This window comes from Conexibacter sp. CPCC 206217 (assembly GCF_030646165.1).
Lineage (GTDB): Bacteria > Actinomycetota > Thermoleophilia > Solirubrobacterales > Solirubrobacteraceae > Conexibacter.
The window spans coordinates 208,169-232,832 of record NZ_JAUTDO010000006.1 but is presented as its reverse complement, the minus strand read 5'-3'; the positions used below and the strand labels follow the sequence as shown (position 1 = coordinate 232,832).

The window sequence follows — 24,664 nt, the reverse complement described above, 5'->3', positions numbered from 1 at the left end:
ACGGAGCGCGACCAGGACGGCCGGCGCGGGGTCGCGATGCACTTGGGTTCGAGCGTACGAAAGCCAGGCCGGTCCAACCTTGGATCGCGCCCACACCTTCCGCTGCTGCTCCTGCTCGGCGTGGCGGTCCTCGCGCTGTGCGGGATCGAGGCGGCGCTGCTGCTCGACGACCCGCCGTCGTGGGTGCTCGTGCTGTTCCCCGTCGCGGCGCTGACGTGGTTCGCGGCGGGCGCGGTCGCGACGCTGCGGCGGCCGGGCAACCGGATGGGCGCGATCATGATCGCGGGCGCGCTGGTGTGGATCGGGGCGGGGCTGTCGAACGTCGCCTACCCCTCGCTCGCCGCGGTCGGCGTCGTCGTCGCGACGCTGCCGCTGGGTCTCGTCGTGCACCTGCTGCACGCCTTCCCGTCCGGCCGGCTGCGCGGCAGGGCGAGCCGCGCGATCGTCGCCGGCGTCTATGCCGCGGCGCTGCTGCTGCATGCGCCGATCTACCTGTTCCTGCCCGACGGCTTCGGCGCTCCGCTGCAGCTCGCCGACCGCCCGGATCTCGCGCGCCTCGGCCTCAACGTCCAGGAGGCGATCGGCGGCGGCCTGCTGATCGCAACCGCGTTCGTGCTTGCCGCGCGGCTGCGCGCCGCGACCCCGCCGCAACGACGGGTGCTGGCGCCGCTGTCGGTCTGCGGGATCGCCGTCGTCGTGCTCGTGCCGCTGCTGAGCCACCTGCGCGGGCCGCTGCTCGGCGACGATCCGTTTGCATTGTTCGCCGCGCAGGCGGTGCTGCTGAGCCTCGTCCCCGTCGCGTTCACGAGCGCCGTGCTGCGCGGCGGCTTCGCGCCGACCGCCGGCGTGCAGGAGCTGAGTGCCTGGCTGGGCGCGGCCGCCGCCGACGGCGAGCGCGCGACCCTGCGCAATGCGCTCGCCGACGCGCTCGGCGACCCGTCGGTCGAGCTGGTCCTGTGGGCTGGCGAGCGCGACGGCTGGCTCGACCCCCACGGCCGCCCCTTCCCCCTCCCCGACCCCCGCTCGGGCCGCGCCGTCGTGACGGTCGAGGCAGAGGAACGGCGCAGCCGTGCGGGCGAAGCGGTCGCTGCGGGCGAGGAGCGGCGGGTCGGCGTGAGCGGCGAGCCCAGCCGACACGGCGTCGCGGCTGCGCCCGCGAGCCGCCGGATCGGCGCGATCGTCTACGACGCCGGGCTGATCGCCGATGCGGCTCCCGTGCGCGAAGCGGCGCGCGTGATCGCGCTGGCGCTGGACCGCGAGCGGCTGACCGCGCAGCTGATCGCCAGCCGCGAGGGGCTGCGCCGCTCGCGTGCGCGGATCGCCGCCGCGGCCGACGACGAGCGGCGGCGGATCGCGCGTGACCTCCACGACGGCATGCAGGGCCGCCTCGTGCTGCTGGCGATGCGCGCGAACGAGCTGGCGCGGGGCACCGACGGTTCCGCATCGGCGCGCGCGGACGCCGACGCCGATGCGGACGCGCTGCGCGGCGAGCTGGACACGGCGCGCTCCGAGGCGGACGCGCTGCGGGCGGAGCTGGAATCGGCGCTCGGAACGCTGCGCGAGCTGGTCCACGGCGTGCTGCCCGCAGCGCTGGTCGAGCGCGGCCTCGGCGCCGCGGCCGACGAGCTGGCGGACCGCATGCCGATCCCGACGACGGTGCACGCCGGCGACGAGCGTTTCCCGCCCGCCGTCGAGAGCGCGGGCTGGTTCGTGATCGCCGAGTCGCTCGCCAACGCCGTCAAGTACGCCCACGCGCGGACACTCGGAGTCCGCGTCGAGCGCACCGCCGTGGGACTCCGGGTGGAGGTGCGCGACGACGGCGTGGGCGGTGCCGGCGCGAGCGGCGGCACCGGCCTGCGTGGGCTCGCGGATCGGGTCGACGTGCTCGGCGGGCGCCTCACCGTCGACAGTCCCGCCCATGACGGGACGCGGGTCGTTGCGGAGGTTCCGTGCGCGTCGTGATCGGCGAGGACGAGGCGCTGATGCGCGAGGGGCTCGCGGTCGTGCTGATGCGCGGCGGGTTCGACGTCGTAGCGCTCGCGTCCGACGCGGACACGCTGCTGGCGGCCGTTCGCGCCGAGCGCCCGCAACTGGTCGTGACCGACGTCCGCATGCCGCCGACGCAGACCGACGAAGGCCTGCGCGCCGCGCTGACGATCCGCTCGGAGCTGCCCGAGACGGCGGTCCTCGTGCTCTCCCAGCACGCGCAGCGCCGCTATGCCGGCGAGCTGCTCGCGCACGGGTCGGCCGGCGTCGGCTACCTGCTGAAGCAGCGGATCGTGGACGCCGAGACGTTCTGCGCCGACGTGCGCCGGATCTGCGACGGCGGCATGGTCTTCGATCCCGAGCTGGTCAGCACGCTGCTCGCGCGCGCCCGCCCGCAGGACGATCCGCTGCACGACCTCACCGAGCGCCAGCGCGAGGTCCTGGCGCTGATGGCCGAGGGCCGCAGCAACGCCGCGATCGCCGAGCGCCTCGTGGTCACCGAGAAGGCCGTCGTCAAGCAGGTCTCGCAGGTCTACGACCGACTCGGCCTGCTGCCCGACAGCGACGACCACCGCCGCGTGCTCGCGGTCGTGCGGTACCTGTCGCGGTAGGGGCTCAGACCTCCGCCGGATCCAGGACCGCGTCGCCGAAGCTGCCCCAGCCGCTGTGGGAGCCGTCGTCGTAGGCGGCGCTGAAGTCGGCGTCGCCGGGGCGGGCGGTGAAGCGCTGGGGGTCGTAGGCGGGCGGCTCGGCGGAGAGCGGCTTGCCGGCGGCGATCCAGCCGTCGCGGTCGTGCTCCAGCAACCAGACGTCGTCGTGGCCGTAGTACTTGAGGTACCAGAAGGTCGTGGCGGCGAACCAGTTGTCGCGGTCGCCATACAGGACGATGCGATGCTCGTTGGAGATCCCGTGCGCGCCCAGCAGCTCGCCGAAGCGCTCGGGGCCGAGGAAGTCGCAGCTCGCGCGCGCCTGCAGGTCGCGGCGCCAGTCGAGCCCGATCGCGCCGGGGATGTGCCCGCGCGAGTAGAGCCCGACGTCCTCGTCGACCTCGACGACGCGAACAGTCGGATCCTCCAGGTGCTGCTCGACCCACTGCATGTCGATCAGCACGTCAGCATCGTTACCCACGGCGCCACCTCCTACGAGTCCTGCGGCAGACGAGCCCTCTCGGAAATGGAGCCTCTCGCAGCGCGCAGGCCGCGCCTATGCCTGTCGCTGGACAGCCGATGTCCGGTTTTCGGACATCGCGACAGATCGAGGTCGATCGAACTCACGAGTACGATCGATCGCATGGTCAGAGATGGAAAGATCCCGAGCCGCGCGATCGGCTCACTGCAGGTCGGCGCGATCGGCCTCGGCTGCATGACGATGGCGGGCGCGTACGAGACCGACGTCGACGACGAGCGCTCGATCGAGGCGATCCACCGCGCGCTCGAGCTGGGCGTCACGCTGATCGACACCGCCGACGCGTACGGAGCCTTCTCCAACGAGCGCCTGCTCGGCCGCGCGCTCGTCGGTCACCGTGAGGCCGCGGTCGTCGCGACGAAGGTCGGCCTGGTCCCGCACGGCCCCGCGGACAGACGGACGTTCACGCGCGACGGCTCGGTCGCGCACGTGCGCGAGGGGATCGACGGCTCGCTGGAGCGGCTCGGCGTCGACCACGTCGACCTCTACCAGCTGCACCGCGTCGATCCGGAGGTCCCGCTGGAGGAGACGTGGGGCGCGATGGCGGAGACCGTGCAGTCCGGCAAGGCGCGCGAGATCGGCCTCTCCGAGGTCGGCGTCGAGGAGCTGGAGCGCGCGCACGCGATCCACCCGGTCGCGTCGGTCCAGTCGGAGCTGTCGCTGTGGGAGCGCGGCGCGCTCGCCGAGGTCTTGCCGTGGTGCGCGGCCAACGGCGTCGCGTTCATCCCGTTCGCCCCGCTCGGCCGTGGCTACCTGACCGGCACGATCGCCCCGGACGCGACGCTCGCCGCCGGCGACTGGCGCACCAGCAACCCGCGCTTCACCCCGGAGGCGCTTGCGGCCAACGCCCCGATCGTCGAGCGCGTCCGCGCGGTCGCGCAGCGGCTCGGCGCGACCCCGGCCCAGGTCGCATTGGCATGGACGCTGGCCCAGGACGACGGTGTCGTCCCGATCCCCGGCACCCGCCGCCCCGAGCGGGTCGAGGAGAACGCCGGCTCGGCGCTCCTGACGCTCAGCACCGAGGATCTGGCGCAGTTGGACGCGCTTCCGGCGGTCGTCGGCGCGCGCTACTGACCGGGCTGTGCTTCGAGGAGCGGTCGTTCACTGGTCTGGGAGACCAGCAATCGACCGCTCCTCCCCTGCGTCAGGACGTGGGGGCGACGCCGCGCATCCCGCGCAGCACCAGCTCCGCGAGCCGGTGCGCGCCCTCGGGGCCGATGCCGGCGAGTTCGCGCAGGGAGCAGAAGAGGAGGCGCAGGTCCTCGTGGCTGGCGTCGTCGCCGAGGACGCCGGTCGCGCGGACGCGGTCGACCATCTGGGCGAGCGCGTCGGTCGCGCCGGCGCGGGCGGAGCGGACCGACTCGTGCGCGAAGGCGGCCTCGTCCCAGGCGGTCTGCGAGAGCGCGTCGGCGATGCAGTCGTCGACGGTCTCGTGCGTCGCCTGGCGCAGCGCGTCCCACGGATCCGGATCGTCGAGCGTCGCCAGGAAGCGCGCGCGCAGCGTGGTCGCGCGGGCGATCACGAGTGCCGCGATCACGTCGTCCTTGGTGCCGACCTGGCGGTAGATGCTCCCCACCCCGGCGCCGATCGCGCGCGCCAATACCGGCATCGGCACGTCGATCCCCTGGCGCGCGAACAGCTCGTCGGCGACGTCGAGCGTGCGAGTCCGCTTCTGTGCGGCGGTGAGCGATGCCCATGGCGGCGGAACGGCCATTCCGCTAGTCTACTGATTCCCTCCCGCCCCGCCCACGAGGAGACCCGAGATGCCACCGTTGAACTCCCGCACCGTCACCCACGGCCGCAACATGGCCGGCGCCCGCGCGCTGCTGCGCGCCGCCGGCGTCGCACGGGAGGACTTCGGCAAGCCGATCGTCGCGGTCGCGAACTCCTACACGCAGTTCGTCCCGGGGCACACGCACCTGCAGCCCGTCGGCCAGGTCGTCGCGGACGCGATCAGCGCCGCCGGCGGCGTCCCGCGCGAGTTCAACACGATCGCGGTCGACGACGGGATCGCGATGGGCCACGACGGGATGCTCTACTCGCTGCCGTCGCGCGACCTGATCAGCGACAGCGTCGAGTACATGGTCAACGCGCACTGCGCCGACGCGCTGATCTGCATCTCCAACTGCGACAAGATCACGCCCGGGATGCTGAATGCCGCGCTGCGGCTGAACATCCCGACCGTGTTCGTCTCCGGCGGCCCGATGGAGGGCGGCACCGCGGTGCTCCAGGACGGCACCGTGCGCAAGCGCGTCAACCTCGTCAGCGCGATCGCCGACGCCGTCGCCGACGAGGTCAGCGACGCCGACATCGCGCTGATCGAGGAGGCCGCCTGCCCGACCTGCGGCTCCTGCTCGGGGATGTTCACCGCCAACTCGATGAACTGCCTGACGGAGGCGCTCGGCCTCGCGCTGCCCGGCAACGGCTCGACGCTCGCGACCCACACCGCGCGCAAGGAGCTGTACGAGGACGCCGGCCGCGCGGTCGTCGAGATCACGCGCCGCTACTACGAGGAGGACGACGCGTCGGTCCTCCCCAGATCCGTCGCCACGCGCGCCGCGTTCGGCAACGCGATGACGCTCGACATCGCGATGGGCGGCTCGACCAACACGATCCTGCATCTGCTCGCCGCCGCGCAGGAGGCCGAGCTCGACTTCACGATGCAGGACATCGACGAGCTGTCGCGTCGCGTGCCGTGCCTCTGCAAGGTCGCGCCGAACGGCACGTACCTGATGGAGGACGTCCACCGCGCCGGCGGGATCCCCGCGATCCTCGGCGAGCTGCGCCGCGGCGGCCTCTTCGACGACAGCGTCACGACCGTGCACGCGCGCACCGTCGACGAGTGGCTCGGCGCGTGGGACGTGCGCGGACCGAAGCCGTCGGAGAAGGCGATCGAGCTGTTTCACGCCGCGCCCGGCTGCAGACGCTCCGCGACCGCCTTCTCGCAGTCGGAGCGGTGGGAGTCGCTCGACGTCGACGCGGCCGACGGCTGCATCCACGACGTCGCGCACGCCTACTCGGTCGACGGCGGCCTGGCGATCCTCTACGGCAACGTCGCCGAGCGCGGCTGCGTCGTGAAGACGGCCGGCGTCGACGAGTCGATCCTCAGATTCAGCGGGCCGGCGGTCGTCGTCGAGTCGCAGGAGGACGCGGTCGAGACGATCCTCGGCGGCGGCGTCAGAGCGGGCGACGTGGTCGTGATCCGCTACGAGGGACCGCGCGGCGGGCCGGGCATGCAGGAGATGCTGTACCCGACCTCCTACCTGAAGGGCCGCGGCCTCGGCAAGGCCTGCGCGCTGATCACCGACGGCCGCTTCTCCGGCGGCACCTCGGGCCTTTCGATCGGCCACGTCTCGCCCGAGGCGGCCTCCGGCGGCGCGATCGCACTGGTCGAGAACGGCGACACGATCGCGATCGACATCCCCGCCCGCTCGATCACGCTCGAGGTCGACGACGACGAGCTGGCCTCGCGCCGCAGCGCGCTGGAGGCCGGCGGCGGCTACGCCCCCGCCGCCCCCCGCCCCCGCAGAATCACCCCCGCCCTGCGCGCCTACGCCGCGATGGCGACCTCCGCCGACACCGGCGCCGTGCGCGACGTCGACGCGGTCGAGCGCGCCGTCGCGGCGCAGGCGGAGCGCGACGCGGCGGCGCGCCAACCGGTCGTGTGAGCGCTCAGCGCACCAGCGTGAACTGCGCCACCAGCGCCTCCAGCTGCTCCGCTGTGCGCGCCAGCTCCTGGGCGGACGCCGCGATCTCCTGCGTCGAGGCGCTCGTCTGCTGCGTCGAGGCGGAGACCTGCTCGGTCGAGGCGGAGGACTCCTCCGCGACGGCCGCGACGTCGAGCACGTTCGCGCGCACGCGGGCGGCGCTGTCGGAGATCTCGCCGACCGCCTCGGCGATCAGGCTGACGCGGCGCGTCATGTCCTCGACGCTGTCGCCGATCGCGACGAACGACGCGCGCGCCTGCTCGACGGTCGCGACGCCGTCGGTCGTGCGCTGGGCGCCGCTCTCGACGACCTCGACCGCGTGGCCGGTCTCGCGCTGGATCTCGGCGATCAGCTCGGCGATCGAGCCGGCTGCCAGCGCCGACTCCTCGGCCAGCTTGCGCACCTCCTCCGCCACGACCGCGAAGCCGCGCCCCTGCTCGCCCGCGCGCGCCGCCTCGATCGCCGCGTTCAACGCCAGCAGATTCGTCTGCTGCGCGATCCCCGTGATCGTGTCGACGATCCCACCGATCTGATCCGACTTCTCGCCCAACGTGCGGATCGTCGACGTGACCGCGGTCGAGGAGGCCTGCACCTCCTGCATCGCGGCGGTCGCCTCGCCGATCGCGGCGGCGCCCTGCTCGGCGACCGTGCGCGCGCGGGCGGCGGCGTCGACCGTCTGGCGCGCGTCGTCGCGCGATCGCCCGGTCACGTTCGCGACCTCGTCGGTCAGCTCGCGCGCCTCGCCGACGGAGCGCGCCTGACGCTCGGCGCCCGCCGCCAGCTCGGCGACGGCGTTGGCGATCTCGCCGGTCGCGCGGCCCGACTGCTCCGACGTGGACGCCATCTGCTGCGAGGCGGCCGCGACCGCCTCCGACTCGCCCGCGATCTCGCGCAGCATCCTCGCGACCTTCGCGCGCATGCCGTTGTAGCCCTCGACCGACGCCTGCAACTGCGCGAGCATCGCGTTGAAGATCTCCGCCAGGCGGCCGGGCTCCAGGCCGTGCTCGACCTCCAGCCGCCGCGTCGTGCTGGGCGCGTCGACCGTCAGGTCGCCGGCGGCGACGGCGGCCAGCGCGCGCTGCAGCGCGGCGAGGTCGTCGTTGGAGAGCTGCTCCATCCTCTGCACGAGCGCGTCCAGCGACGATCTGTCGCCCAGCGCCGCGCGCAGCTGCGTGCTCATCTCCAGGAAGGCGTTGCCGAGCGCGTCGCGGTCGGACTTCGGCCGCACGTCCACGGCGAGGTCGCCGGCGGCGATCCGGCGCGCCGCGCTCGCCGTCTCGTCGAGATAGGCGACCATCTCCCTGAACGCGTCGCCGGTCTCGCCGATCTCGTCGCGCGAGCGGATCTCGATCTTCTGCTGCACGTCGCCGAGCGCGATCCCGCGCGCAGCGGTGCGCATCTGCCGCACGCCGTTGACGATCGCGCGCGACAGCAGCAGCGCGACCGCGAGCGCGAGCGCTGCGGCGACCGCCAGCAGCACGAGGATCTCCGCGCGCGTGCGCGAGACCGTGTCGTCGGCGTCCTTCGCGAGCGCGGTCGAGGAGCTGCCGCGGAAGGCGGTCGCCTCGTCGAGCGCGACTCTGACGGCGTCGAACGCGTCCTTGCCGGGGCCGGCGGCCATCAGCTCGATCGCCGCGCGCTGGTCGCCGCCGTCGGCGAGCGATCTGTAGTTCGCGGTCGCCTCGACATAGGCTCTCCAGGCGTCGACGAGCCTGCTCATGTTCGCGACGCCGGTCGCGGAGGTCGCGAGCGCGATGCCGCGGCTCAGCCCGGTCTCCATGCTTCTGAGGTCGGCCTCGACGTTGGCGGCCATCTCCGCTCTGTCGGCCTCGTCGAGCGCGGTCGCGTAGCGCAGCTGATCCTTGCGGTACCCCTGCGTGTTGTTGTTGAGCAACGCGTAGTTCTGCAGTGCCGGGACCGCGTTGTCCCCCAGGTCGTCGGTGATGTCGTCGATCGATTCGAGCTTGAGGATCGCGATCGCCCCGACGACGACCATCAGTGCGATCACGACGCCGAAGCCGCTCAGCAGCTTGGTCCGGACGGTCGCCTTCAACGTGTACCTCCTGGAGACGGGGCCTGACCGGCTCGAGAGCGCCGGCGCACGACGAGCTACGCCCTGTGGATCGACGTCAAGGCGGCCAACTGAAGCGAGCGGCTTCGTGCCAGGTGTGGAGACCCGAACGGGCGGGCGACGCGAGTGCGAGCGCGAGGCGCCGAGCTGCAGCGCTGCGCGTGCTAGATCTTGTGCGATGAGCCACGATCTCCAGCCGCGTCCCGAGGATCGCTTCACGTTCGGCCTCTGGACGATCGGCAACCCCGGACGGGATCCGTTCGGCCTGCCGACGCGCGCGGCCGTCGATCCCGCCGACTCGGTGCGGCGGCTGGCCGAGCTGGGCGCCGCGGGCGTCAGCCTCCACGACGACGACCTGATCCCGCACGGGACGCCGGCGGCGGAGGCGGAGCGCATCACCGCACGCTTCGCGACGGCGCTGCGCGAGACCGGGCTGCACGTCGGGATGGCGACGACGAACCTGTTCGGCCACCCCGCCTTCAAGGACGGGGCGTTCACGTCGAACGACCGCGGGGTGCGGCGCGCGGCGATCGGCAAGGCGATGCGCTCGATCGACCTGGGCGCGCGGCTGGGCGCGAAGGTCTACGTCTTCTGGGGCGGGCGCGAGGGCGTCGAGGCGGGCGTCGCGAAGGATCCGCGCGACGCGCTGGAGCGCTACCGCGAGGCGATCGACACGCTCGCGGACTATTCGGTCACGCAGGGCTACGGCCTCAGATTCGCGCTGGAGCCGAAGCCGAACGAGCCGCGCGGCGACATCTTCCTCCCGACGGTCGGCCATGCCCTGCACTTCATCTCGACGCTGCAGCGCCCGGAGATGGTCGGCGTCAACCCCGAGGTCGCGCACGAGACGATGGCCGGCCTCTCCTTCCACCACGCGGTCGGCCAGGCGCTGTGGGCTGGAAAGCTGTTCCACATCGACCTCAACGCGCAGCGGATCGGCCGCTTCGACCAGGACTACCGCTTCGGCGCCGAGGACCTGAAGGAGGCGTTCCTGCTCGTGCGGCTGCTGGAGCGCGCCGGCTACGACGGCCCGCTGCACTTCGATGCGCACCCGTACCGCAACGAGGACGCCGACGGCGTCTGGGACTTCGTCCGCGGCTGCATGCGCACGTACCTGCTGCTCGCCGAGCGCGCACGCACCTTCGACGCCCTCCCCGAGGTGCGCGAGGCGCTCGCCGCCGCCGGGGCGGACGAGCTGGCGCAGCCGACCGTCGCCAGCGGCGATTCGCCCGACACGCTCGAGCGAGCCGCCGACGAGCTCGACACGCTCGCCACCCGCGGCTACGCGAACGAGCGGCTCGACCAGCTGCTGGTCGAGGTGCTGCTGGGGGTGCGCTGAGGCAGGGTGCGCGCCGCCGCCCGCACGTCAGGCCGGCTCGGGTGCTGCGGCCGGACCCGGCGGCGCGTCGTCGTTGCCACCACCGGGCTCCAGCTCCGGCGGCAGCTCGCCCTTCGGCAGCTGCCGGATCCGCCACCACTCCCGCACCGCGATCTGGATCGTTGCGGCGGCGGGGATCGCCAGCAGCGCGCCGAGCACGCCCAGCAGCGACGCGCCGGCGAGCACGGCGAGGATCACGAAGACGGGGCGCATGTCGACCGCCTTGCGGTAGACGAACGGGCCGATCACGTGCGTCTCCAACTGCTGGTAGACGATCCAGAAGACGATCCATATGAGGACCGTCTCCAGGCCGGCGAAGGCGGCGACGAACGCGATCACGGCCGCGCCGACGGTCGAGCCGACGAGCGGGATGATCGCGAACAGCGCCATCTGCGCCGCCAGCGGGACCGCGAACGGGATTCCCAGGATCGTCATCGCGACGAACGAGACCAACCCCGCCAGCAGCGCGACCGCGAAGACGCCGCCGACGTAGCCGCCGACCGCCGCCGCCGACTGCTGCGTCAGCCGGCGCGCCTGCTCGCGCCGGTCCTCCGGCAGCGCCTGGCCGAAGACGAAGTCCAGCAGCCGCGGCGCGTCGAGCAGCAGCAGGAACGCGATCGCCAGCACCGCGATCAGCTCGACGACCCGCTCCAGCACGCCGACGGTGACCGCCTCCAGCTCGCCGAGCGCGCCGCCCAGCAGCGACGGCAGCTGGTTGACCTGCTGTTCGAGCTTGTCGACGAGGTCGTACTGCTTGTCCCATCTGGCGATCAGCGCTGAGTCCTCGAGCTGGCGCACGTATCTCGGCAGCTGTCTGAGGAAGTGGTCGAACTCGGTCACGAACGGCGGCACGATCAGCAGCCCGAGCCCGATCAGGATGCCGGCCAGCCCGAGGTAGACGAGCAGGATCGCGAGTGCGCGCGGCACTCTCAGCCGCCGCTCCAGCAGCCCGACCGGCCCGCTCAACGCGACCGCGACGAAGCCCGCCAGGATCGCCAGCAGCACGATGTCGCGCAGCAGATAGCCGACGTAGATCAGCCCCGCGACCAGGGCAGCGGTGAAGACGTTGCGCGCTACCTCGGTCGCTCTCACAGCGCGGCAGACTAGCGACGCGGGAAGACGCCTCCGCTGCGCAGGCGCCGATGCGACCGTTCACTCGATTGCAGCGCGCCGGCAGCGGCTTCACTGCCGCCGCAGCCCGCCGACCCGCCACGGCCGCAGGCGCCGGTCCTTCAGCAGCGCGTGCGCGGCGCCGCGGCCGCTCATCCCGTGCACTGCGCCGCCGGGGTGCGTCGAGGCGCCGGCCACGTAGAGGCCGCGCAGTGGCGTGCGGTAGCGGATCATGCGCGGGTCGGGACGGAAGACGAGCTGCTGGTCCAGCTCGTAGGAGCCGCCGCCGAGATCGCCGCCGACGAGACTCGGGTTGTCGCGCTCGGATTGCGCGGGCGAGCGCGTCGCGCGCGCAAGGACGATGTCGCGGAAGCCCGGGGCGAAGCGCTCCAGCTGCGCCTCGATCCGCTCCGCGACCTGCTCGTCGGACTCGGGATAGCGCGCCGGCACGTGGCCGTAGACGTAGAGCGTGTGCCGGCCGGCCGGCGCGCGCGTCGGGTCCAGCAGCGACTGCTGCCCGACGACCAGCGCGGGCCGCCACGGCAGCTCGCCGCGGCTCGCTTCCTGCGCCGCGGCCGACAGCTGCTCCAGCGCGCCGCCGACGTGCACCACCGCCGCCTCGCGCGGTTCCAGCGCCGTCCACGGCACCGGCGCCGAGAGCGCGTAGTCGAGCTTGAACGGCGCGGTCGCGTAGCGCCAGCGCGCGAGCCTTCGGTGCAGGCGCCCGGGCAGCGCGCCTGGCGGCAGCAGCCGCGCGAGCAGGCCCGCGCTGACGGTCGAGACGACCGCGTCTGCGGCGATCTGCTCGCCGTCGTGCAGCTCGACGCCGGCGACACGGCCGCGCCCGTGCGGGACGGCGCCGCCCAGCGCGCCGCCGGAGCGGCCACGCGAGATCAGCACGCTTCTGACCGACGCGCCGCAGCGGACATGCACGCCCTCGCGCTCGGCGCGGCGCACCAGCGCAGCGGTCAGCTCGCCCATCCCGCCGCGCGGCAGCGGCCAGCCGTGGCTGTGCGCGAGCAGCTGCAGCAGGAAGCCGAACGCGCCGCTGAGCGTCGTCGAGGGCGGCAGGCCCGAGTGCTGCGCGGAACCCGCCAGCCATGCGGTCGCGCGGCGGTCGCCGTCGAACAGGTCGAGCCCGAGCGCCTCGACGGAGCCGAGCATCCGCCGCGTCCATTCGACCAGCTCGCGGTTGAGCCCGGCCGCGACGCGCGTGCCCTGCACGGCCGCAGGCAACGGCGACAGCACGCTCTCCACCAGCGGCGTGGCGATCGGCAGCATCCGCGCCATCGCCGTCTTCCAGCCGTCGGCGGCGCCCGGACCGGCGCCGCATGCGAGCGACTCGCACGTCGCGCCGACGTCGCGCCGCAGCGCGATCGCGCTGCCGTCGTCGAAGGGGTGGGCGAGGATCGTCGGCGGATCGATCCACCGCAATCCGTCGTCATCGAGGCGCAGTTCCTGGATCGCCGGCGAGGCGGCCGCCATCGGCACGAACGCCGCGCAGTGGTCGTGGACGAAGCCGGGCAGCGTCGCGGCCGTCGAGGAGGAGGCGCCGCCGGGATGCGGGGCGTGCTCCAGCACCGTCACGTCGAGGCCGTGCGCCGCCAGCTGGATCGCGGCGACGAGACCGTTGTGACCCGCGCCGATCACGAGCACGCAGCTCATCGCCCGCGTCGCTGGAGCCGCATCGGCCTCACCTCCTCGTCGCTCGGTTCGCTGCCTTGCCTGCTCGCTACCCGTGAGCGGACCGTCCTACGCTGCGCGCACCAGCTCGACGATCCGCGCAACCGCGGGCGCGACGTCGATCTCCGCCGTCGGCACGTGCAGCTCCGGCGTCTGCGGGCGCTCGTAGGGGGCGTCGACGCCGGTGAAGCCCTTGATCTCGCCGGCTCTCGCGCGCGCGTAGAGGCCCTTCGGATCGCGCCGTGCGCACTCCTGCACCGACGTGTCGACGAAGACCTCCACGAACGCCAGCCCGGCGGCGTCGTGCAGCTCGCGCACGGCCGCGCGATCGGCCTCCATCGGCGACACGAGCGAGACGACCGCGACGGTGCCGGAGTCCGCGATCAGACGCGCGACGTGGCCGACGCGGCGGATGTGCTCGGCGCGGTCGCCGGGCGAGAAGCCGAGGTCGTCGGAGAGGCCGTAGCGGATGTTGTCGCCGTCGAGCAGGTACGCGGGCTGGCCGGACTCGACCAGCGCGCGCTCCAGTTCGACCGCGATCGTCGACTTGCCCGATGCCGGCAGTCCCGTCAGCCAGACGGTCGCGCCGCGGTTGCCGAGCGCCGTCCAGCGGTGGCCGCGATCGAGCGCCGACGGGTGCCAGGTGACGTCGCGGCGGCCCTCGCGCGGCGGCTTGACCTCGCGCGCGCTCAGCACGAGCCCGGCTGCGACGGTGTCGTTGTCGTGCTCGTCGATCAGCACGAAGGCGCCCGTCACGCGATTCTCCGCATACGGATCGGCGAGCACGACCGAGCTGGTGCGCAGCGTCACGCGGCCGATGTCGTTGAGCGCCAGCGCAGCCGGCTCGCGCTCTGCCAGCAGCGTCTCCGGATCGATCCGCTCGTGCAGCGCCTGCACGGTCGCGCGCACGGTTCGCGTCGTGTGCTTGAGCGCATAGCGGCGCCCCGGCCGCAGCGGCTCCTGCGCCATCCAGCAGATCGTCGCCTCCAGCTCGCGCGCGGCCGGCGGCTCGGAGCCGGGTGAGACGAGCACGTCCCCGCGGCCGACGTCGATGTCGTCGGCGAGTTCGACGGTCACCGAGAGGGGCGGGACGGCGACGGCGCCATCGCTCGACGCCGCCGACGCGCCATCGGCCGCGCCGCTCGCGCCGGCGGTGGCCGCTCCGCCCCCCGCCGCATCGTCAAGCGTGTCGACCGCCGTCACCGTCGTGCGCGTGCCCGCCGGCATGACGATCACCGGATCGCCGGCGCGCAGCGTCCCCGCGGCGAGCTGGCCGGCGTAGCCGCGGCGGCGCGAGCCCGCCGGCCGCGCGACCCACTGGATCGGCAGGCGCAGTCGCGCGAGGTCGCGGTCGGCGGCGACGTCGACCTGTTCGAGGTGCTCCAGCAGCGGCGGGCCGTCGTACCAGGGCGTGTGCGGGGAGCGGTCGACGACGTTGTCGCCGTGCAGCGCGCTGATCGGCAGCACCAGCGGGTCGGCGATCCGCAGCCGCTCGGCCAGCTCGCGCACGTCGGCCGCGACGGCGTCGAAGCGGTCGCGATCCCAGCCGACGAGGTCCATCTTGTTGACGCACGTGACGACGTGGCGGATCCCCAGCAGCGCGGAGATCTGCGTGTGGCGGCGCGTCTGCGTCACGACGCCGTGGCGGGCATCGACCAGGACGATCGCGAGGTCCGCCGTCGAAGCGCCCGTGAACATGTTGCGCGTGTAGCGCTCGTGGCCGGGCGTGTCCGCGAGGATGAACGACCGCCGCGGGGTCGCGAAGAAGCGATAGGCGACGTCGATCGTGATCCCCTGCTCGCGCTCGGCCCGCAGGCCGTCGGTCAGCGCGGCGAGGTCCGGTCCGTCGCCGTTGCTGCCCGAGACCGCCTCCAGCTGGTCGCTCAACAGCAGCTTCGTGTCCAGCAGCAGCCGGCCGAGCAGCGTCGACTTGCCGTCGTCGACCGAGCCGGCGGTGGCCAGCCGCAGCAACTCCCGTGGTTCGCTCACTAGAAGTAGCCCTCTCGCTTGCGGTCTTCCATCGCGGCTTCGGAGGTGCGGTCGTCGGCGCGGGTCTCGCCGCGCTCGGAGACGTTGGAGGCGACGATCTCCTCGATCACGGCGGTGATGTCGCGCGCCTCGGAGCGGACGGCGCCGGTCACCGTCAGGTCGCCGACGGTGCGGTAGCGGACCGAGAGGTCCTGCACCTCCTCCCCGGCCTCCGGCTGGACCCACTGCGACCACGCCAGCAGCATCCCGTCGCGCTCGATCACGCGGCGGTGATGGGCGAAGTAGATCGACGGCAGCTCGAGGCCCTCTGCCTCGATGTAGCGCCACACGTCCAGCTCTGTCCAGTTCGACAGCGGGAACACGCGCACGTGCTCGCCGCGGCGGATGCGGCCGTTGTAGATCGCCCACGGCTCGGGCCGCTGCTGACGCGGCTCCCACTGGCCGAACTCGTCGCGGAACGACAGCACGCGCTCCTTCGCGCGGGCGCGCTCCTCGTCGCGGCGCGCGCCGCCGAAGGCCGCGTCGAAGCGGTGCTCCTCCAGCGCGTCCAGCAGCGTGCGCGTCTGCAGCCGGTTGCGCGAGGCGCCCGGTTCCTGCTCCTTCACGCGGCCGGCGTCGATCGAGTCCTGCACGGAGGCGACGATCAGCCGGTGGCCGGCCTCGGCGATGCGGCGGTCGCGGAACTCGAGCACCTCGGGGAAGTTGTGGCCCGTGTCGACGTGCAGGACCGGGAACGGCAGCGGCGCCGGCCGGAACGCCTTCTCCGCGACGCGCAGCAGCGCGATCGAGTCCTTGCCGCCGCTGAACAGCAGCACCGGCCGTTCCAGCTCCGCCGCGACCTCGCGGACGGCGTGCACGGCCTCGGCCTCGAGCGAGCGCAGCAGCGAGACGCGTGTGGCCGTCACACTGCCACCCTGGAGCGGGCTTCCCGATACCGCTGCGCCCACTCCCGCGACGTCGCATCGCGCTGGCGCGCGAGCGCCGGCTCGGGCAGCTGCTCGGCGACCGGCAGATCGAGCAGCCGCAGCACCTGCGCGACGCCCTCCTGCGGCGCGCTTCTGAGCTGCTCGTAGACGAGCGTCAGCGGCGTGCGGCCGGTCGCTTCGAACCAGCGCAGCCAGGCGGCGTCGTCGCGTTCCAGTAGCGCGACCAGCTGGTCGATCGCGCCGAAGTGGTATTCGGCGGGCGCATCGGGTACGCCCCTGTCGTGCCGCCACGACTGCGTCTGCATGGCGCGCCAGAACGAAACGGCCTGCGCGACCTTGTCCTCCCGCCGCACGTGGACGAGCCGCACCTCGCCGAGCAGACGGTCGAGCACCGTCGACAGGTCCGCGTCCGCCAGACCGGGCAGCAGCGACGCCCGCGCGACGAAGTCCTCGGTGTGGTCCCACATCAGCTTTCCGCCCCAGATCCCGTTCGGCGTCGTCCCGTCGCGCACGATCCGCGCCCACCACGCCGCCGCCGGCTCGGCCCCGAGCGTGCGGGCCGGGTCGACCGGCGCGGGCGGCGGCAGCAGCGCCTCGATCGCGGGATCGCTCACGCCCGCGAAGTGCTCCTGCGCCTGCCGCGGGCGCCCGCTGTGGCGCAGCAGCTCGAAGTGCTCGAAGGGTCGACCGGCGATCCCGGTGGCGCGCAGCGTCTCGCACAGCACGGTGCTGCCGCTGCGCTGCGTGGCGCAGACGAGATACGCAAGTTCCGGCATCACGCTCATCGGCATCTACACTTTCCCGGTCGGGATCCAGAACAAGCATGAAACAGCCAAACATCGTCTATGTCCACTCGCACGACACCGGCCGGTACGTGCAGCCCTACGGACACCAGGTCCAGACGCCGAACATCCAGCGGCTCGCGGACCAGGGTCTGCTGCTGCGCCAGGCGTTCGCCGCGGCGCCGACCTGCTCCGGCAGCCGCGCCGCCCTGCTGACCGGCCAGTACCCGCACGTCAACGGCATGACGGGGCTCGCCCACCGCGGCTGGGCGCTGAACGACTACGGCCGCCACATCGTCCATCCGCTGCGCGAGGCCGGCTACTGGTCGGCGCTGATAGGCGAGCAGCACCTGTCGCAGGACCCCGGCGTGCTCGGCTACGACCACGTCGTCGACATCGGCACGACGAAGGTCCACTCGATCGCGCCGGCTGCGCAGCAGCTGCTGCGCAGCCGGCCGCCGCAGCCGTTCTTCCTGTCGATCGGGTTCTTCGAGACGCATCGCGAGTTCTTCGAGCCCAGCTCGGTGCGGGACGCCCTCTACGGTGCCCCGCCGCCGCATCTTCCAGACACGCCGGAGACGCGCGCGGACATGGCCGCGTTCAAGGCCAGCGCGCGCTCGTTCGACCAGGGCGTCGGCGCGATCCTGCAGACGCTCGACGAGCAGAACCTCGCCGACGACACGCTCGTCGTGCTGAGCACCGACCATGGCCTGCCGTTCCCCGGCGCGAAGGGAACGCTGACCGATCGCGGCCTCGGCGTGCTCTGCATCCTGCGCGGTCCCGGCGGCTTCATGGGCGGCCACGTCAGCGACGCGCTGATCTCGCAGCTCGACGTCTACCCGACGCTGTGCGAACTGGCCGGCGCGCCGCTGCCGCCGGACCTCGACGGCAGCTCGCTGCTGCCGCTCGCGCGCAGAGAGGTCGCGTCGGTGCGCGAGGAGCTGTTCGCGGAGCTGACGTTCCACGCCGCCTACGACCCGCAGCGGGCGATCCGCACCAACCGCCACAAGCTGATCCGCCACTGGGGGCCGCGGCGCGAGGTCGTGCTGCCGAACGTCGACGACTCGCCCTCGAAGGACCTGCTCGTCGCCGCCGGCTGGGCCGAGCAGCCCCGCCCGGAGGTCGAGCTGTACGACCTGCTCGCTGACCCCGGCGAGATGCGCAACCTCGCCTACGACCCCGCCTTCGCCGACGTGCGGCAGCGGCTCGACGGACGGCTGCGCCAGTGGATGTTCGAGACCGACGACCCGCTGCTGGACGGCGACGTGCCGGTCCCGCCGGGGGCGTTCGTGAACGACCCCGCGGGCTTGTCGGCGCGGGAGCCGTTCCTCGGCGCGGTCGACTAGAGCGGGGTGCGCATCGAAGCCGTCGTCGTAGTGTTCTAGTCTGAAACCCGACTTTCTCACTCGACTAAGGGACCGTGATGATCTTCCGGCAGCTGCTCGACCGCGACCTCGGATGCGCCTGCTACCTGCTCGGGGACGGCGGCAGCGGGGTCGTCGTCGATCCCGGGCTCGACGTCGAGCGGATCGTCGCGGCGGCCGAGCAGGAGGGGCTGGAGATCGAGCTGATCGCCGAGACCCACGTCCACGCCGATCACGTCTCCGGCCGCGCCGAGCTGGCGCAGCGCACCGGCGCGCGCGTGCTGCTGCCGGCCGGCGGCGACTACGACGACGGTGCCGGCGAGCCGCTGCGCGACGGGCAGACGCTCGACGTCGGCAACCTGCGACTGACCGCGCTCGCCGCGCCCGGCCACCGCCCGGAGCACACGGTCCTGGTCGTCGCCGATCGCTCCCGTTCCGACGCCCCGTGGCTGCTGCTGAGCGGCGACTCGCTGCTCGTCGGGGACCTCGCGCGGCCGGACCTCGCGGTCGATCCGGGCGAGGGAGCGGCGGCGCTGCATGCGACCCTGGCGCGCCTCGGCGAGCTGCCCGACGGCGTCGAGCTGTGGCCGGGCCACGTCGGCGGCTCGCTGTGCGGTGGGCCGGGCCTGTCGCGCAAGCCCAGCTCGACGCTCGGCTACGAACGCGCCGTCAACCCGCTGCTGGCGGCCGACCCCGAGGAGCTGACCGCGCGGCTGATCGCATCGCTGCCCGACCGCCCGCCGACCGTCGAGGCGGTCGTCGCGAGCAACCGCCGCGCGGTGCCGAGCGCGCCCGCCGAGGAGAGCCGTGTGGCGCCCGCCAGCTTCGCCGGCGACCGCCGCGTCGCCGCCGCCTTCGCCCCCCTCGCCCGCCTCTCCCCCGCCGCGCTCGCGGATGCGTACGCCGACGGCGTGACGCTGATCGACGCGCGCGACTCCGCCGCCTTCGACGCCGCCCACGTCCCCGGCTCGCTCAGCCTCGCGCTGCGCGGCAACGGGCTCGGCACGCGCGCCGCCTGGGTTCTCGATCCCGCCGACGAGCTGGCGGTGCTCGCCGACGACGAGGCCTCCGCGCTGGAGTTGGCGCGACGGCTGCGAGCGGTCGGGCTGGCGCGGGTGCGGGGGATCGCGGGTGGCGATGTGGAGCAGTTCGGACTTCCGTTGGAGACCGTCGCGCCGATCGCCGTCGCCGAGCTGCCAGACCTCGTCGACGAGCTGACCGTCGTCGACGTGCGCGATGTGCCCGAGTGGCGCGACGGGCATCTGCGCGACGCGCTCCACCTGCCGCTGCCGCGGATGCGCGCGGAGGCGGCGACGCTGCCCAGCGGCCCGCTCGCGGTGCTGTGCGCGAAGGGCCCGCGCGCCGCCTTCACGGCCAGTTGGCTGCGCGCCCAGGGCCACGACGCCCGCCGCGTCGCCGACGGCGGGATCCCCGATCTGCCGGGCGTCGGCCTGGCGCTGACGACCGCCTGAAGCGAGGAATGCCTCAGAGGAGCGGTCGTTTGCTGGTCCGTGAGACCAGCAAACGACCGCTCCTCCGTTCAGGGCGCTCTTCTGTTCGGGTCGACGAGGACCAATGTGCCATCCGGCAACTGGTAGACCTGCCCAACGGCTCTCCCTCTCCCCGACGCCGTTCTTCTGCTGTCGGGTGCTCTGACGGTCGTTCTCGCGCCCGCCTGCGCGGGATCTCTGTCTCTTCTCGGCAGCACTCTGCTCATCCCGAGGCCCGCGATCAGGAACGCGATCGCCAAGACGAGGCCGACGTCGAAGAGGTTGACGAGCCCGTCGAGCGGATCGCCGCCGTCGGCGTCGAGCTGACCGTGCCGTCCGAGTCCGACGCGGCTCATGTCGAGTGATCCCCCACCGCGGCGACCACGCGCTGGTGCGGCGGCGCGCCCGCCGGGGCGAATTGCGCGACCGCGCGCTCCAGCGCCGCGAGGTCCTCGGTGTAGACGCGCGTGCGGAACAGTGTCAGCGCGAACGCGCCGGTCCCGACGAGGATCCCGACGACGGTCGCCGCGAACGCGATCTGCAGGTCGGCCGCGAGCTGCTGGAAGTCGCCGTCGCCGAGTGCGGCGAGGCCGGGCGCGAGCGGGATCAACGTCCCCATCAGGCCGAGCGCCGGCCCGGCGCGCACGAGCATCCGCGTGTGGTCGAGCCGCCGCTGGATCCGCAGCTCGTAGTCGGCGAGCGCGTTCTCGACCGCGTCCTGGCGCTCGGAGCCGGCCGCCGCCGCGAGGTCGACGACGGTCCGCTCGGCCAGCGGACCGGGCGCCGCGCGCGCGAGCGCGGCCGCGTGCGCGGGATCCTCCAGCGCCCGCCGCGTGACCTCTTGCAGGCCGGGATTGCTCGGCCGCACGCGCCGCCACGCCTCCGTCGCGACCTTGCCCAGCTCGAGCGCCAGCAGCGCCAGCAGCACCACCGCGGCGGCATGGACGACGCCCTGCAGCCCGCTGGTCAGTCCGGCGAGCGCCTGCCCGGCCGGATCCTGCGCCGCCGCCACGAGCGGGATCAGGCTCATCTGCCTGCCCTGAACACGCCCTCGAAGTGCCAGCGCCCCGTGAAGTCGTTGAACGGGCCGCCGACGATCTGGCTCGTCCAGGTGATCTCGTATCTGCGCGTTCTCGGGTCGTACGTGCCGCTGACCGCGCGCGTCTTGCCGGGCAGTCTGCCGTTCGGCTTCGGCGCGCCCTGGTTGAAGTAGATCGAGTTCCACGAGGCGGTGAAGCTGCGCAGGTCGCCGGTCAGCTTCTTGCCGTCGGCCCAGATCGACGGCAGCGTCGTGACTCTGACGCCGCTCTGCTGGTCGACGTCCGCCGTCGAGAGGCTGAACTTGATCCCGGCGAACAGCAGCGGCTGCACGATCCGGTTGGCGAGCGAGAAGCCGTTGGGGGCGAACGCCGGGGTCGGCTGCGGTTGGTAGGAACCGGTCCGCAGGCCCTTGTCGATGCCGGGCTTGAAGAGCGTGTAGGTCTTGTCCTTCGAGGTCGAGTCGGAGTTGTCGAAGAACGGGCCTCTCACGTACGGATCGCCGTTCGGATAGGTCATGCGGAAGTACGAGCCGGTCACGTGCGCCTTCGTTCTCCCCTTCGCGGCGACGTATCTGCCGGGCGCGAGCTGGAAGGTGCCGATCAGCGGCGTTCTGGCCGCCGACGCCGTCGCGGCGAGCGCGAGCGCAGGCGCCGCCGTCAGACCGGCAAGGCCAAGCGCGACGGCTGCGAGCTTGTGTCGGTGCATGGAAGGTCCTCGTTGGTGTCGTGGTGGTCGGATGGCGGTGACGGGCGCGCGGGCTGCGGCCGGCGGCCGGCCAGCAGCGCCAGCGCGATCGCGAGCAGCCCCGGCACGACGAACAGCCAGGGGAACAGCGGGAACGGGGGCAGCGCGGCGACGGCGCGGTAGTTGACGACGTTGTCGCTCATCACGCCGATCATCGGCGTGAGGTTGTTGAGGATCGCCGTCCAGCGTCTCTGCAGCCGCATCGACGCCGGCAGTTGCTGTCTCAGTCTCGCGTCGCTCCAGCCTCTGGCCTGCAGTCTCGGCACCAGCTCGGTGCGGATCGCGCCCTGGCCGACGGCGATCGTGCCGAAGTGACCCTGCACCGTCTGCACGGTTCTGCGCGTCTCGATCGTTCTGAACGCGTCGACCATGCGCCCGCCCTGCGGCGCGCGCGTGAACATCTGGAAGGCGACCGGCGCCAGCACGAGCCCGACGCCGAGCGCGATCGTCGCGCGCCGCAACGGGATCCAGCTCGCAGGCCGGCGCCGGCCCAGCAGCAGCCCGGCGAGCGCGAGCACGATCAACAACGCCCCGGGCACGACGAAGAACCACGGGAACAAGGTGAACGGCGGCAGCGCGGCGACCGCGTCGTAGTTCGCCTTGTTGCCCTGGATCGTGCCGAGCAGTCTCGTGAACGTCCTGTGCACGTCCGGCCACTGCTGCGAGAAGAGCGCGACCTGCGGCGATCTGGTGAGGAACTGCTGCTGGCGCTGCTGCGGATCGGAGACGCCGGGAACGAAGATCTGCGGCGCCTTCGTCAGCGCCTCGTCGGCGTACTCGTCGACCTCGCGCACGTCGCGCTGGAAGCTGGCGAGGCGCTCGCTCGTCATGTACGGCGCGAACGCGTCGATCATCGTCGCCCCCTGCGGCGCGCGCTCGAACATCTTCGTCGCCGCCGGCAGCGCGATCAGCGCCGCGCCGAGCGCGAGCACCAGCAGCAGCGGCCAGCGCCGCCGCGCGACCAGACGCCGCCCGCTGGCCGGATCGCGCACGCCCGCGCCGCCGAGCTTCGCGGCGCCGCGCACGACCGGCCGCGCCGCCGCCTGCACGCCGGCGATCGCCTCGGTCGAGAGCGGGCGCGCGCCGGTCGGGCGCGGGCGCAGCCGCTCCGTCGCGATGCCCGCGAGCAGCAGCAGGCCCAGCAGCGCGCCGACCGCGATCGTCGCGCGCTGTCTGTTGGTGAGGCCGGAGTCGTCGGCGCCGGCTCTCGTCTGCAACGGCGGCCCCGACGACGCTCTCACGACCGCGCCGCTGACCTCGTCGCCGCCGGCCGCGGCGGGCGGATCCGATCTGTCGCCCGCTCTGTCCGCGGCGCCGCCGCTCTGCGCGTCGGCTCTGTCGGCGCTCGCGGATCTCTTCGCGTCGTCCGGCGCCGATCTGGCGTCCGGCCCCGCGGCACCGCCGCCGGATCTGCCGTGCGCCGCGTCCTCGTCGTCGTTGCCGCCCGCGGTCGCTCTCTCGAACGCGCCCGGATCGTCGGCCGCGCTCGTGTCGCTGGACGCGTCGCTGCTCGTCCCGCTGCTCGCACCATCCGACGACGTGCCGGTGCTCTCGCGCTTCTGCGAGTTGTCGTGCTTGGCTCTGTCGGCCGCGCGCTTCTTCGCGTCCGCGCGCTTGCGCGCGGCGTCGGGACCGCCGCTCGTGCTGCGCACGACCGGCAGCTGCAACGAGACGCCGTTGAAGGCGGGAAACGCCTGCGAGGTCTCGACGACCGACGGCGCGACCTGGCTGTAGATGCCGCCCTTGGAGGTGAGCCCGCCGCTGGACTGCTGCTGGTACTGCGTCAGACCCTGGCGCTCGGTCTTGCCGGTGGAGGTGCGGATGCTGCCGAGGCCGAAGGCGTTCAGCGCCTGGATCGTGTAGGCGGTCGCGGCGACCGAACCGCCCGCGCTGGCCTTGTCGACGCGCGTCGACTCCGCGATCGCGCCGTCGTTGACCTGGGCGTTGCGCAGGTAGGCGAAGCCGCTCGTGACCTGCGGCGTGTCGCGGTTGGCGACGCCGGTCGCGGCGAGCGCCTGCAGCACGAGCGCGGTCGAGGCCGAGTCGGCGTTGCCGTCCGGTCCCCACGCGCCGTCGGAGGTGGTGCTCGCCAGCAGCGACTGCGCGGCGCTGCGCGCTGTGGCGCGCGCCTGTCCGTTGTCGGCCGACAGCAGCCCGAGGATGGCGAACGCGACGCCGCGCGGGTCGGCTCTGACGGCGCTCTCGCTGAGCCGCGGTCGCAGCCTGTCGAGCGGCCGCCCGAACGCGCTGGCCCCGAGTCTGCTCGCGTTCTGCACGAGCGCGAGCAGCCCGAGCTGCTCCAGCGACGAGTAGGAGGCGGCGTGCGCGACGAGGTAGTCCTCCGCGCTGCGGCCGTTCTTGAGGAACTCGTCGCGCGGGTTCTTGCCGGCCGCCAGCAGCGCGGCCGACGCCCACAGCGTCGCGAGCGGATCCGACGCGCCGCCCTTCTGCGCGCCGAAGCCGCCGTCTCTGTTCTGCGCCTCCTCGATGAAGCCGACCGCGCGCGAGGCGTTGCCAGCGGCGCAGGCGCGCGCGACGAGCGGGCCGACGAGCAGCGTCGCCGCCAGCAACGCGAGCAGCGCGACGCCGGCACGGGTCCGCGAGGACGCCGGCCGACGTTGCTCCCGCCGTGTCACGACACCGGCGGCGCCGGAGCCGAAGCCTTGCGCGCGCCCCAGATGTCGTTGCAGCGCTCGCAGACCTCCTCCGGGATCACCCCGGCGCGGATCAGCAGCGCGAACGCCTGGCAGCCGAGGCAGAACCCCGCGAACGACTCCAGCGACGCCGCGACGACGAGCGCGCCGAGCACGACGTACGCCGCCGTGTCGAGCCCGAACGCGAAGAACAGCAGCGCGGCGGCGGTCGAGAACGTCAGCCCGATCGTCTGCGCGAACCGCTTCGGCGGACCGGGCACGAGCTTCGCTCTGAACGGCAGCCGCGGCACGATCACGCGCGTCGCGAGCAGGCCGAGCGGACTCAGCTTCGGCCCCGCCAGCACCCGCAGCAGGAAGCCGACCGCGATCACGACCGAGAGCCACGGCTGTTGCAGCACGATCGTGAGCACCCCGAGCAGCACGACGCCGCCGGCGACCACGCGCGCGGCGACCTCGTTGACGGGATTCGGAAACGAGAACAGCTCAGAAGCAGTCATGGGTTCGAAAAACAATACACGCTTGTCTACCGGCTTTGTCGGGTTTAAGGTCTGCGG

20 protein-coding genes are annotated in these 24,664 nt (G+C 73.1%); 7 read left to right on the top strand and 13 right to left on the bottom strand.

The features are described from left to right. The first annotated feature begins 120 nt into the window (after positions 1-120). Positions 121-1,962, top strand: a complete 1,842-nt coding sequence (locus Q7L65_RS18055; RefSeq protein WP_304723207.1) for a histidine kinase — start codon at positions 121-123, stop codon at positions 1,960-1,962. Next, positions 1,950-2,597, top strand: a complete 648-nt coding sequence (locus Q7L65_RS18050) for a response regulator transcription factor (RefSeq protein WP_304723205.1) — start codon at positions 1,950-1,952, stop codon at positions 2,595-2,597. The genes Q7L65_RS18055 and Q7L65_RS18050 overlap by 13 nt, the downstream gene beginning before the upstream one ends. 4 nt (positions 2,598-2,601) lie before the next feature. Here Q7L65_RS18050 and Q7L65_RS18045 read toward each other — a convergent pair whose 3' ends face one another. Further along, positions 2,602-3,114 carry a sulfurtransferase gene (locus tag Q7L65_RS18045; RefSeq protein WP_304723203.1) on the bottom strand — a complete coding sequence of 171 codons (513 nt, stop codon included), beginning with the start codon at positions 3,112-3,114 and terminating at the stop codon, positions 2,602-2,604. Between the two features lie 162 nt (positions 3,115-3,276). Here Q7L65_RS18045 and Q7L65_RS18040 point away from each other — a divergent pair, with 162 nt between their 5' ends. After that, on the top strand, positions 3,277-4,245 hold the full coding sequence (locus Q7L65_RS18040) for an aldo/keto reductase (RefSeq protein ID WP_304723201.1): 969 nt from the start codon (positions 3,277-3,279) through the stop codon (positions 4,243-4,245). 70 nt (positions 4,246-4,315) lie between these two features. On the opposite strand, the gene Q7L65_RS18035 is transcribed toward Q7L65_RS18040, so the two are convergent. Continuing rightward, positions 4,316-4,885, bottom strand: a complete 570-nt coding sequence (locus Q7L65_RS18035; RefSeq protein WP_304723200.1) for a TetR/AcrR family transcriptional regulator — start codon at positions 4,883-4,885, stop codon at positions 4,316-4,318. A gap of 49 nt (positions 4,886-4,934) precedes the next feature. On the opposite strand from Q7L65_RS18035, the gene ilvD reads away from it, so the two are divergent. Continuing rightward, positions 4,935-6,839 carry a dihydroxy-acid dehydratase gene (gene ilvD / locus Q7L65_RS18030; protein ID WP_304723198.1) on the top strand — a complete coding sequence of 635 codons (1,905 nt, stop codon included), beginning with the start codon at positions 4,935-4,937 and terminating at the stop codon, positions 6,837-6,839. Between the two features lie 4 nt (positions 6,840-6,843). Here ilvD and Q7L65_RS18025 read toward each other — a convergent pair whose 3' ends face one another. Next, entirely contained in the window at positions 6,844-8,931 is a 2,088-nt protein-coding gene (locus Q7L65_RS18025; protein ID WP_304723196.1) for a methyl-accepting chemotaxis protein, read from the bottom strand. A gap of 196 nt (positions 8,932-9,127) precedes the next feature. On the opposite strand from Q7L65_RS18025, the gene xylA reads away from it, so the two are divergent. Then, positions 9,128-10,288 (top strand): xylose isomerase, encoded by a 1,161-nt coding sequence (gene xylA, locus Q7L65_RS18020; protein WP_304723195.1) that lies wholly within the window; start codon positions 9,128-9,130, stop codon positions 10,286-10,288. Between the two features lie 27 nt (positions 10,289-10,315). Here the strand turns inward: xylA and Q7L65_RS18015 are convergent, their stop codons facing one another. The 5 genes from Q7L65_RS18015 to Q7L65_RS17995 form a co-directional block, all read right to left on the bottom strand. Further along, a complete protein-coding gene (locus tag Q7L65_RS18015; RefSeq protein WP_304723194.1) occupies positions 10,316-11,419 on the bottom strand; it encodes an AI-2E family transporter in 1,104 nt (367 codons plus the stop codon). 90 nt (positions 11,420-11,509) lie between these two features. Next, the gene (locus tag Q7L65_RS18010; protein WP_304723192.1) at positions 11,510-13,102 is read right to left on the bottom strand and encodes an NAD(P)/FAD-dependent oxidoreductase; all 1,593 of its coding nucleotides are present in this window, start codon (positions 13,100-13,102) and stop codon (positions 11,510-11,512) included. Positions 13,103-13,189: 87 nt separating this feature from the next. Continuing rightward, on the bottom strand, positions 13,190-15,109 hold the full coding sequence (gene cysC / locus Q7L65_RS18005; protein ID WP_304723190.1) for an adenylyl-sulfate kinase: 1,920 nt from the start codon (positions 15,107-15,109) through the stop codon (positions 13,190-13,192). Next, positions 15,109-16,014: a sulfate adenylyltransferase subunit CysD gene (gene cysD / locus Q7L65_RS18000; protein ID WP_304723188.1), complete on the bottom strand. Its 906-nt coding sequence runs from the start codon at positions 16,012-16,014 to the stop codon at positions 15,109-15,111. The genes cysC and cysD overlap by 1 nt, the downstream gene beginning before the upstream one ends. Further along, positions 16,011-16,820, bottom strand: coding sequence for a Stf0 family sulfotransferase (locus tag Q7L65_RS17995; protein WP_304723186.1), 810 nt, complete (start codon positions 16,818-16,820; stop codon positions 16,011-16,013). Before Q7L65_RS17995 ends, cysD begins: the two co-directional genes overlap by 4 nt. 38 nt (positions 16,821-16,858) lie before the next feature. Between Q7L65_RS17995 and Q7L65_RS17990 the strand changes: the two genes are divergently transcribed. Then, the gene (locus Q7L65_RS17990) at positions 16,859-18,163 is read left to right on the top strand and encodes a sulfatase (protein ID WP_304723184.1); all 1,305 of its coding nucleotides are present in this window, start codon (positions 16,859-16,861) and stop codon (positions 18,161-18,163) included. A gap of 77 nt (positions 18,164-18,240) precedes the next feature. Continuing rightward, the gene (locus tag Q7L65_RS17985; RefSeq protein ID WP_304723182.1) at positions 18,241-19,653 is read left to right on the top strand and encodes a rhodanese-like domain-containing protein; all 1,413 of its coding nucleotides are present in this window, start codon (positions 18,241-18,243) and stop codon (positions 19,651-19,653) included. 68 nt (positions 19,654-19,721) lie between these two features. On the opposite strand, the gene Q7L65_RS17980 is transcribed toward Q7L65_RS17985, so the two are convergent. Genes Q7L65_RS17980 through Q7L65_RS17960 form a run of 5 tightly spaced genes read right to left on the bottom strand, consistent with a single transcriptional unit; the run spans position 19,722 to position 24,607 of the window. Next, the gene (locus Q7L65_RS17980; protein WP_304723180.1) at positions 19,722-20,027 is read right to left on the bottom strand and encodes a DUF2149 domain-containing protein; all 306 of its coding nucleotides are present in this window, start codon (positions 20,025-20,027) and stop codon (positions 19,722-19,724) included. After that, a complete protein-coding gene (locus tag Q7L65_RS17975; protein WP_304723179.1) occupies positions 20,024-20,701 on the bottom strand; it encodes a MotA/TolQ/ExbB proton channel family protein in 678 nt (225 codons plus the stop codon). The genes Q7L65_RS17980 and Q7L65_RS17975 overlap by 4 nt, the downstream gene beginning before the upstream one ends. After that, positions 20,698-21,417 (bottom strand): hypothetical protein, encoded by a 720-nt coding sequence (locus tag Q7L65_RS17970; RefSeq protein ID WP_304723177.1) that lies wholly within the window; start codon positions 21,415-21,417, stop codon positions 20,698-20,700. Before Q7L65_RS17970 ends, Q7L65_RS17975 begins: the two co-directional genes overlap by 4 nt. Continuing rightward, positions 21,369-24,092 carry a prenyltransferase/squalene oxidase repeat-containing protein gene (locus Q7L65_RS17965; RefSeq protein ID WP_304723176.1) on the bottom strand — a complete coding sequence of 908 codons (2,724 nt, stop codon included), beginning with the start codon at positions 24,090-24,092 and terminating at the stop codon, positions 21,369-21,371. Before Q7L65_RS17965 ends, Q7L65_RS17970 begins: the two co-directional genes overlap by 49 nt. Further along, the gene (locus Q7L65_RS17960) at positions 24,089-24,607 is read right to left on the bottom strand and encodes a DUF4395 domain-containing protein (protein WP_304723174.1); all 519 of its coding nucleotides are present in this window, start codon (positions 24,605-24,607) and stop codon (positions 24,089-24,091) included. The genes Q7L65_RS17965 and Q7L65_RS17960 overlap by 4 nt, the downstream gene beginning before the upstream one ends. Positions 24,608-24,664 lie beyond the last annotated feature (57 nt).

Excerpts from the sequence above, each read along its gene's own strand:
- Q7L65_RS17995 (WP_304723186.1), bottom strand. The coding sequence starts at position 16,820 with ATGAGCGTGATGCCGGAACTTGCGTATCTCGTCTGCGCCACGCAGCGC.
- Q7L65_RS18035 (WP_304723200.1), bottom strand. The coding sequence starts at position 4,885 with ATGGCCGTTCCGCCGCCATGGGCATCGCTCACCGCCGCACAGAAGCGG.
- Q7L65_RS17985 (WP_304723182.1), top strand. The coding sequence starts at position 18,241 with ATGATCTTCCGGCAGCTGCTCGACCGCGACCTCGGATGCGCCTGCTAC.
- Q7L65_RS17980 (WP_304723180.1), bottom strand. The coding sequence starts at position 20,027 with ATGAGCCGCGTCGGACTCGGACGGCACGGTCAGCTCGACGCCGACGGC.
- Q7L65_RS17975 (WP_304723179.1), bottom strand. The coding sequence starts at position 20,701 with ATGAGCCTGATCCCGCTCGTGGCGGCGGCGCAGGATCCGGCCGGGCAG.
- xylA (WP_304723195.1), top strand. The coding sequence starts at position 9,128 with ATGAGCCACGATCTCCAGCCGCGTCCCGAGGATCGCTTCACGTTCGGC.
- Q7L65_RS17970 (WP_304723177.1), bottom strand. The coding sequence starts at position 21,417 with ATGCACCGACACAAGCTCGCAGCCGTCGCGCTTGGCCTTGCCGGTCTG.
- Q7L65_RS18040 (WP_304723201.1), top strand. The coding sequence starts at position 3,277 with ATGGTCAGAGATGGAAAGATCCCGAGCCGCGCGATCGGCTCACTGCAG.
- Q7L65_RS17960 (WP_304723174.1), bottom strand. The coding sequence starts at position 24,607 with ATGACTGCTTCTGAGCTGTTCTCGTTTCCGAATCCCGTCAACGAGGTC.
- ilvD (WP_304723198.1), top strand. The coding sequence starts at position 4,935 with ATGCCACCGTTGAACTCCCGCACCGTCACCCACGGCCGCAACATGGCC.
- Q7L65_RS17990 (WP_304723184.1), top strand. The coding sequence starts at position 16,859 with ATGAAACAGCCAAACATCGTCTATGTCCACTCGCACGACACCGGCCGG.
- Q7L65_RS18010 (WP_304723192.1), bottom strand. The coding sequence starts at position 13,102 with ATGAGCTGCGTGCTCGTGATCGGCGCGGGTCACAACGGTCTCGTCGCC.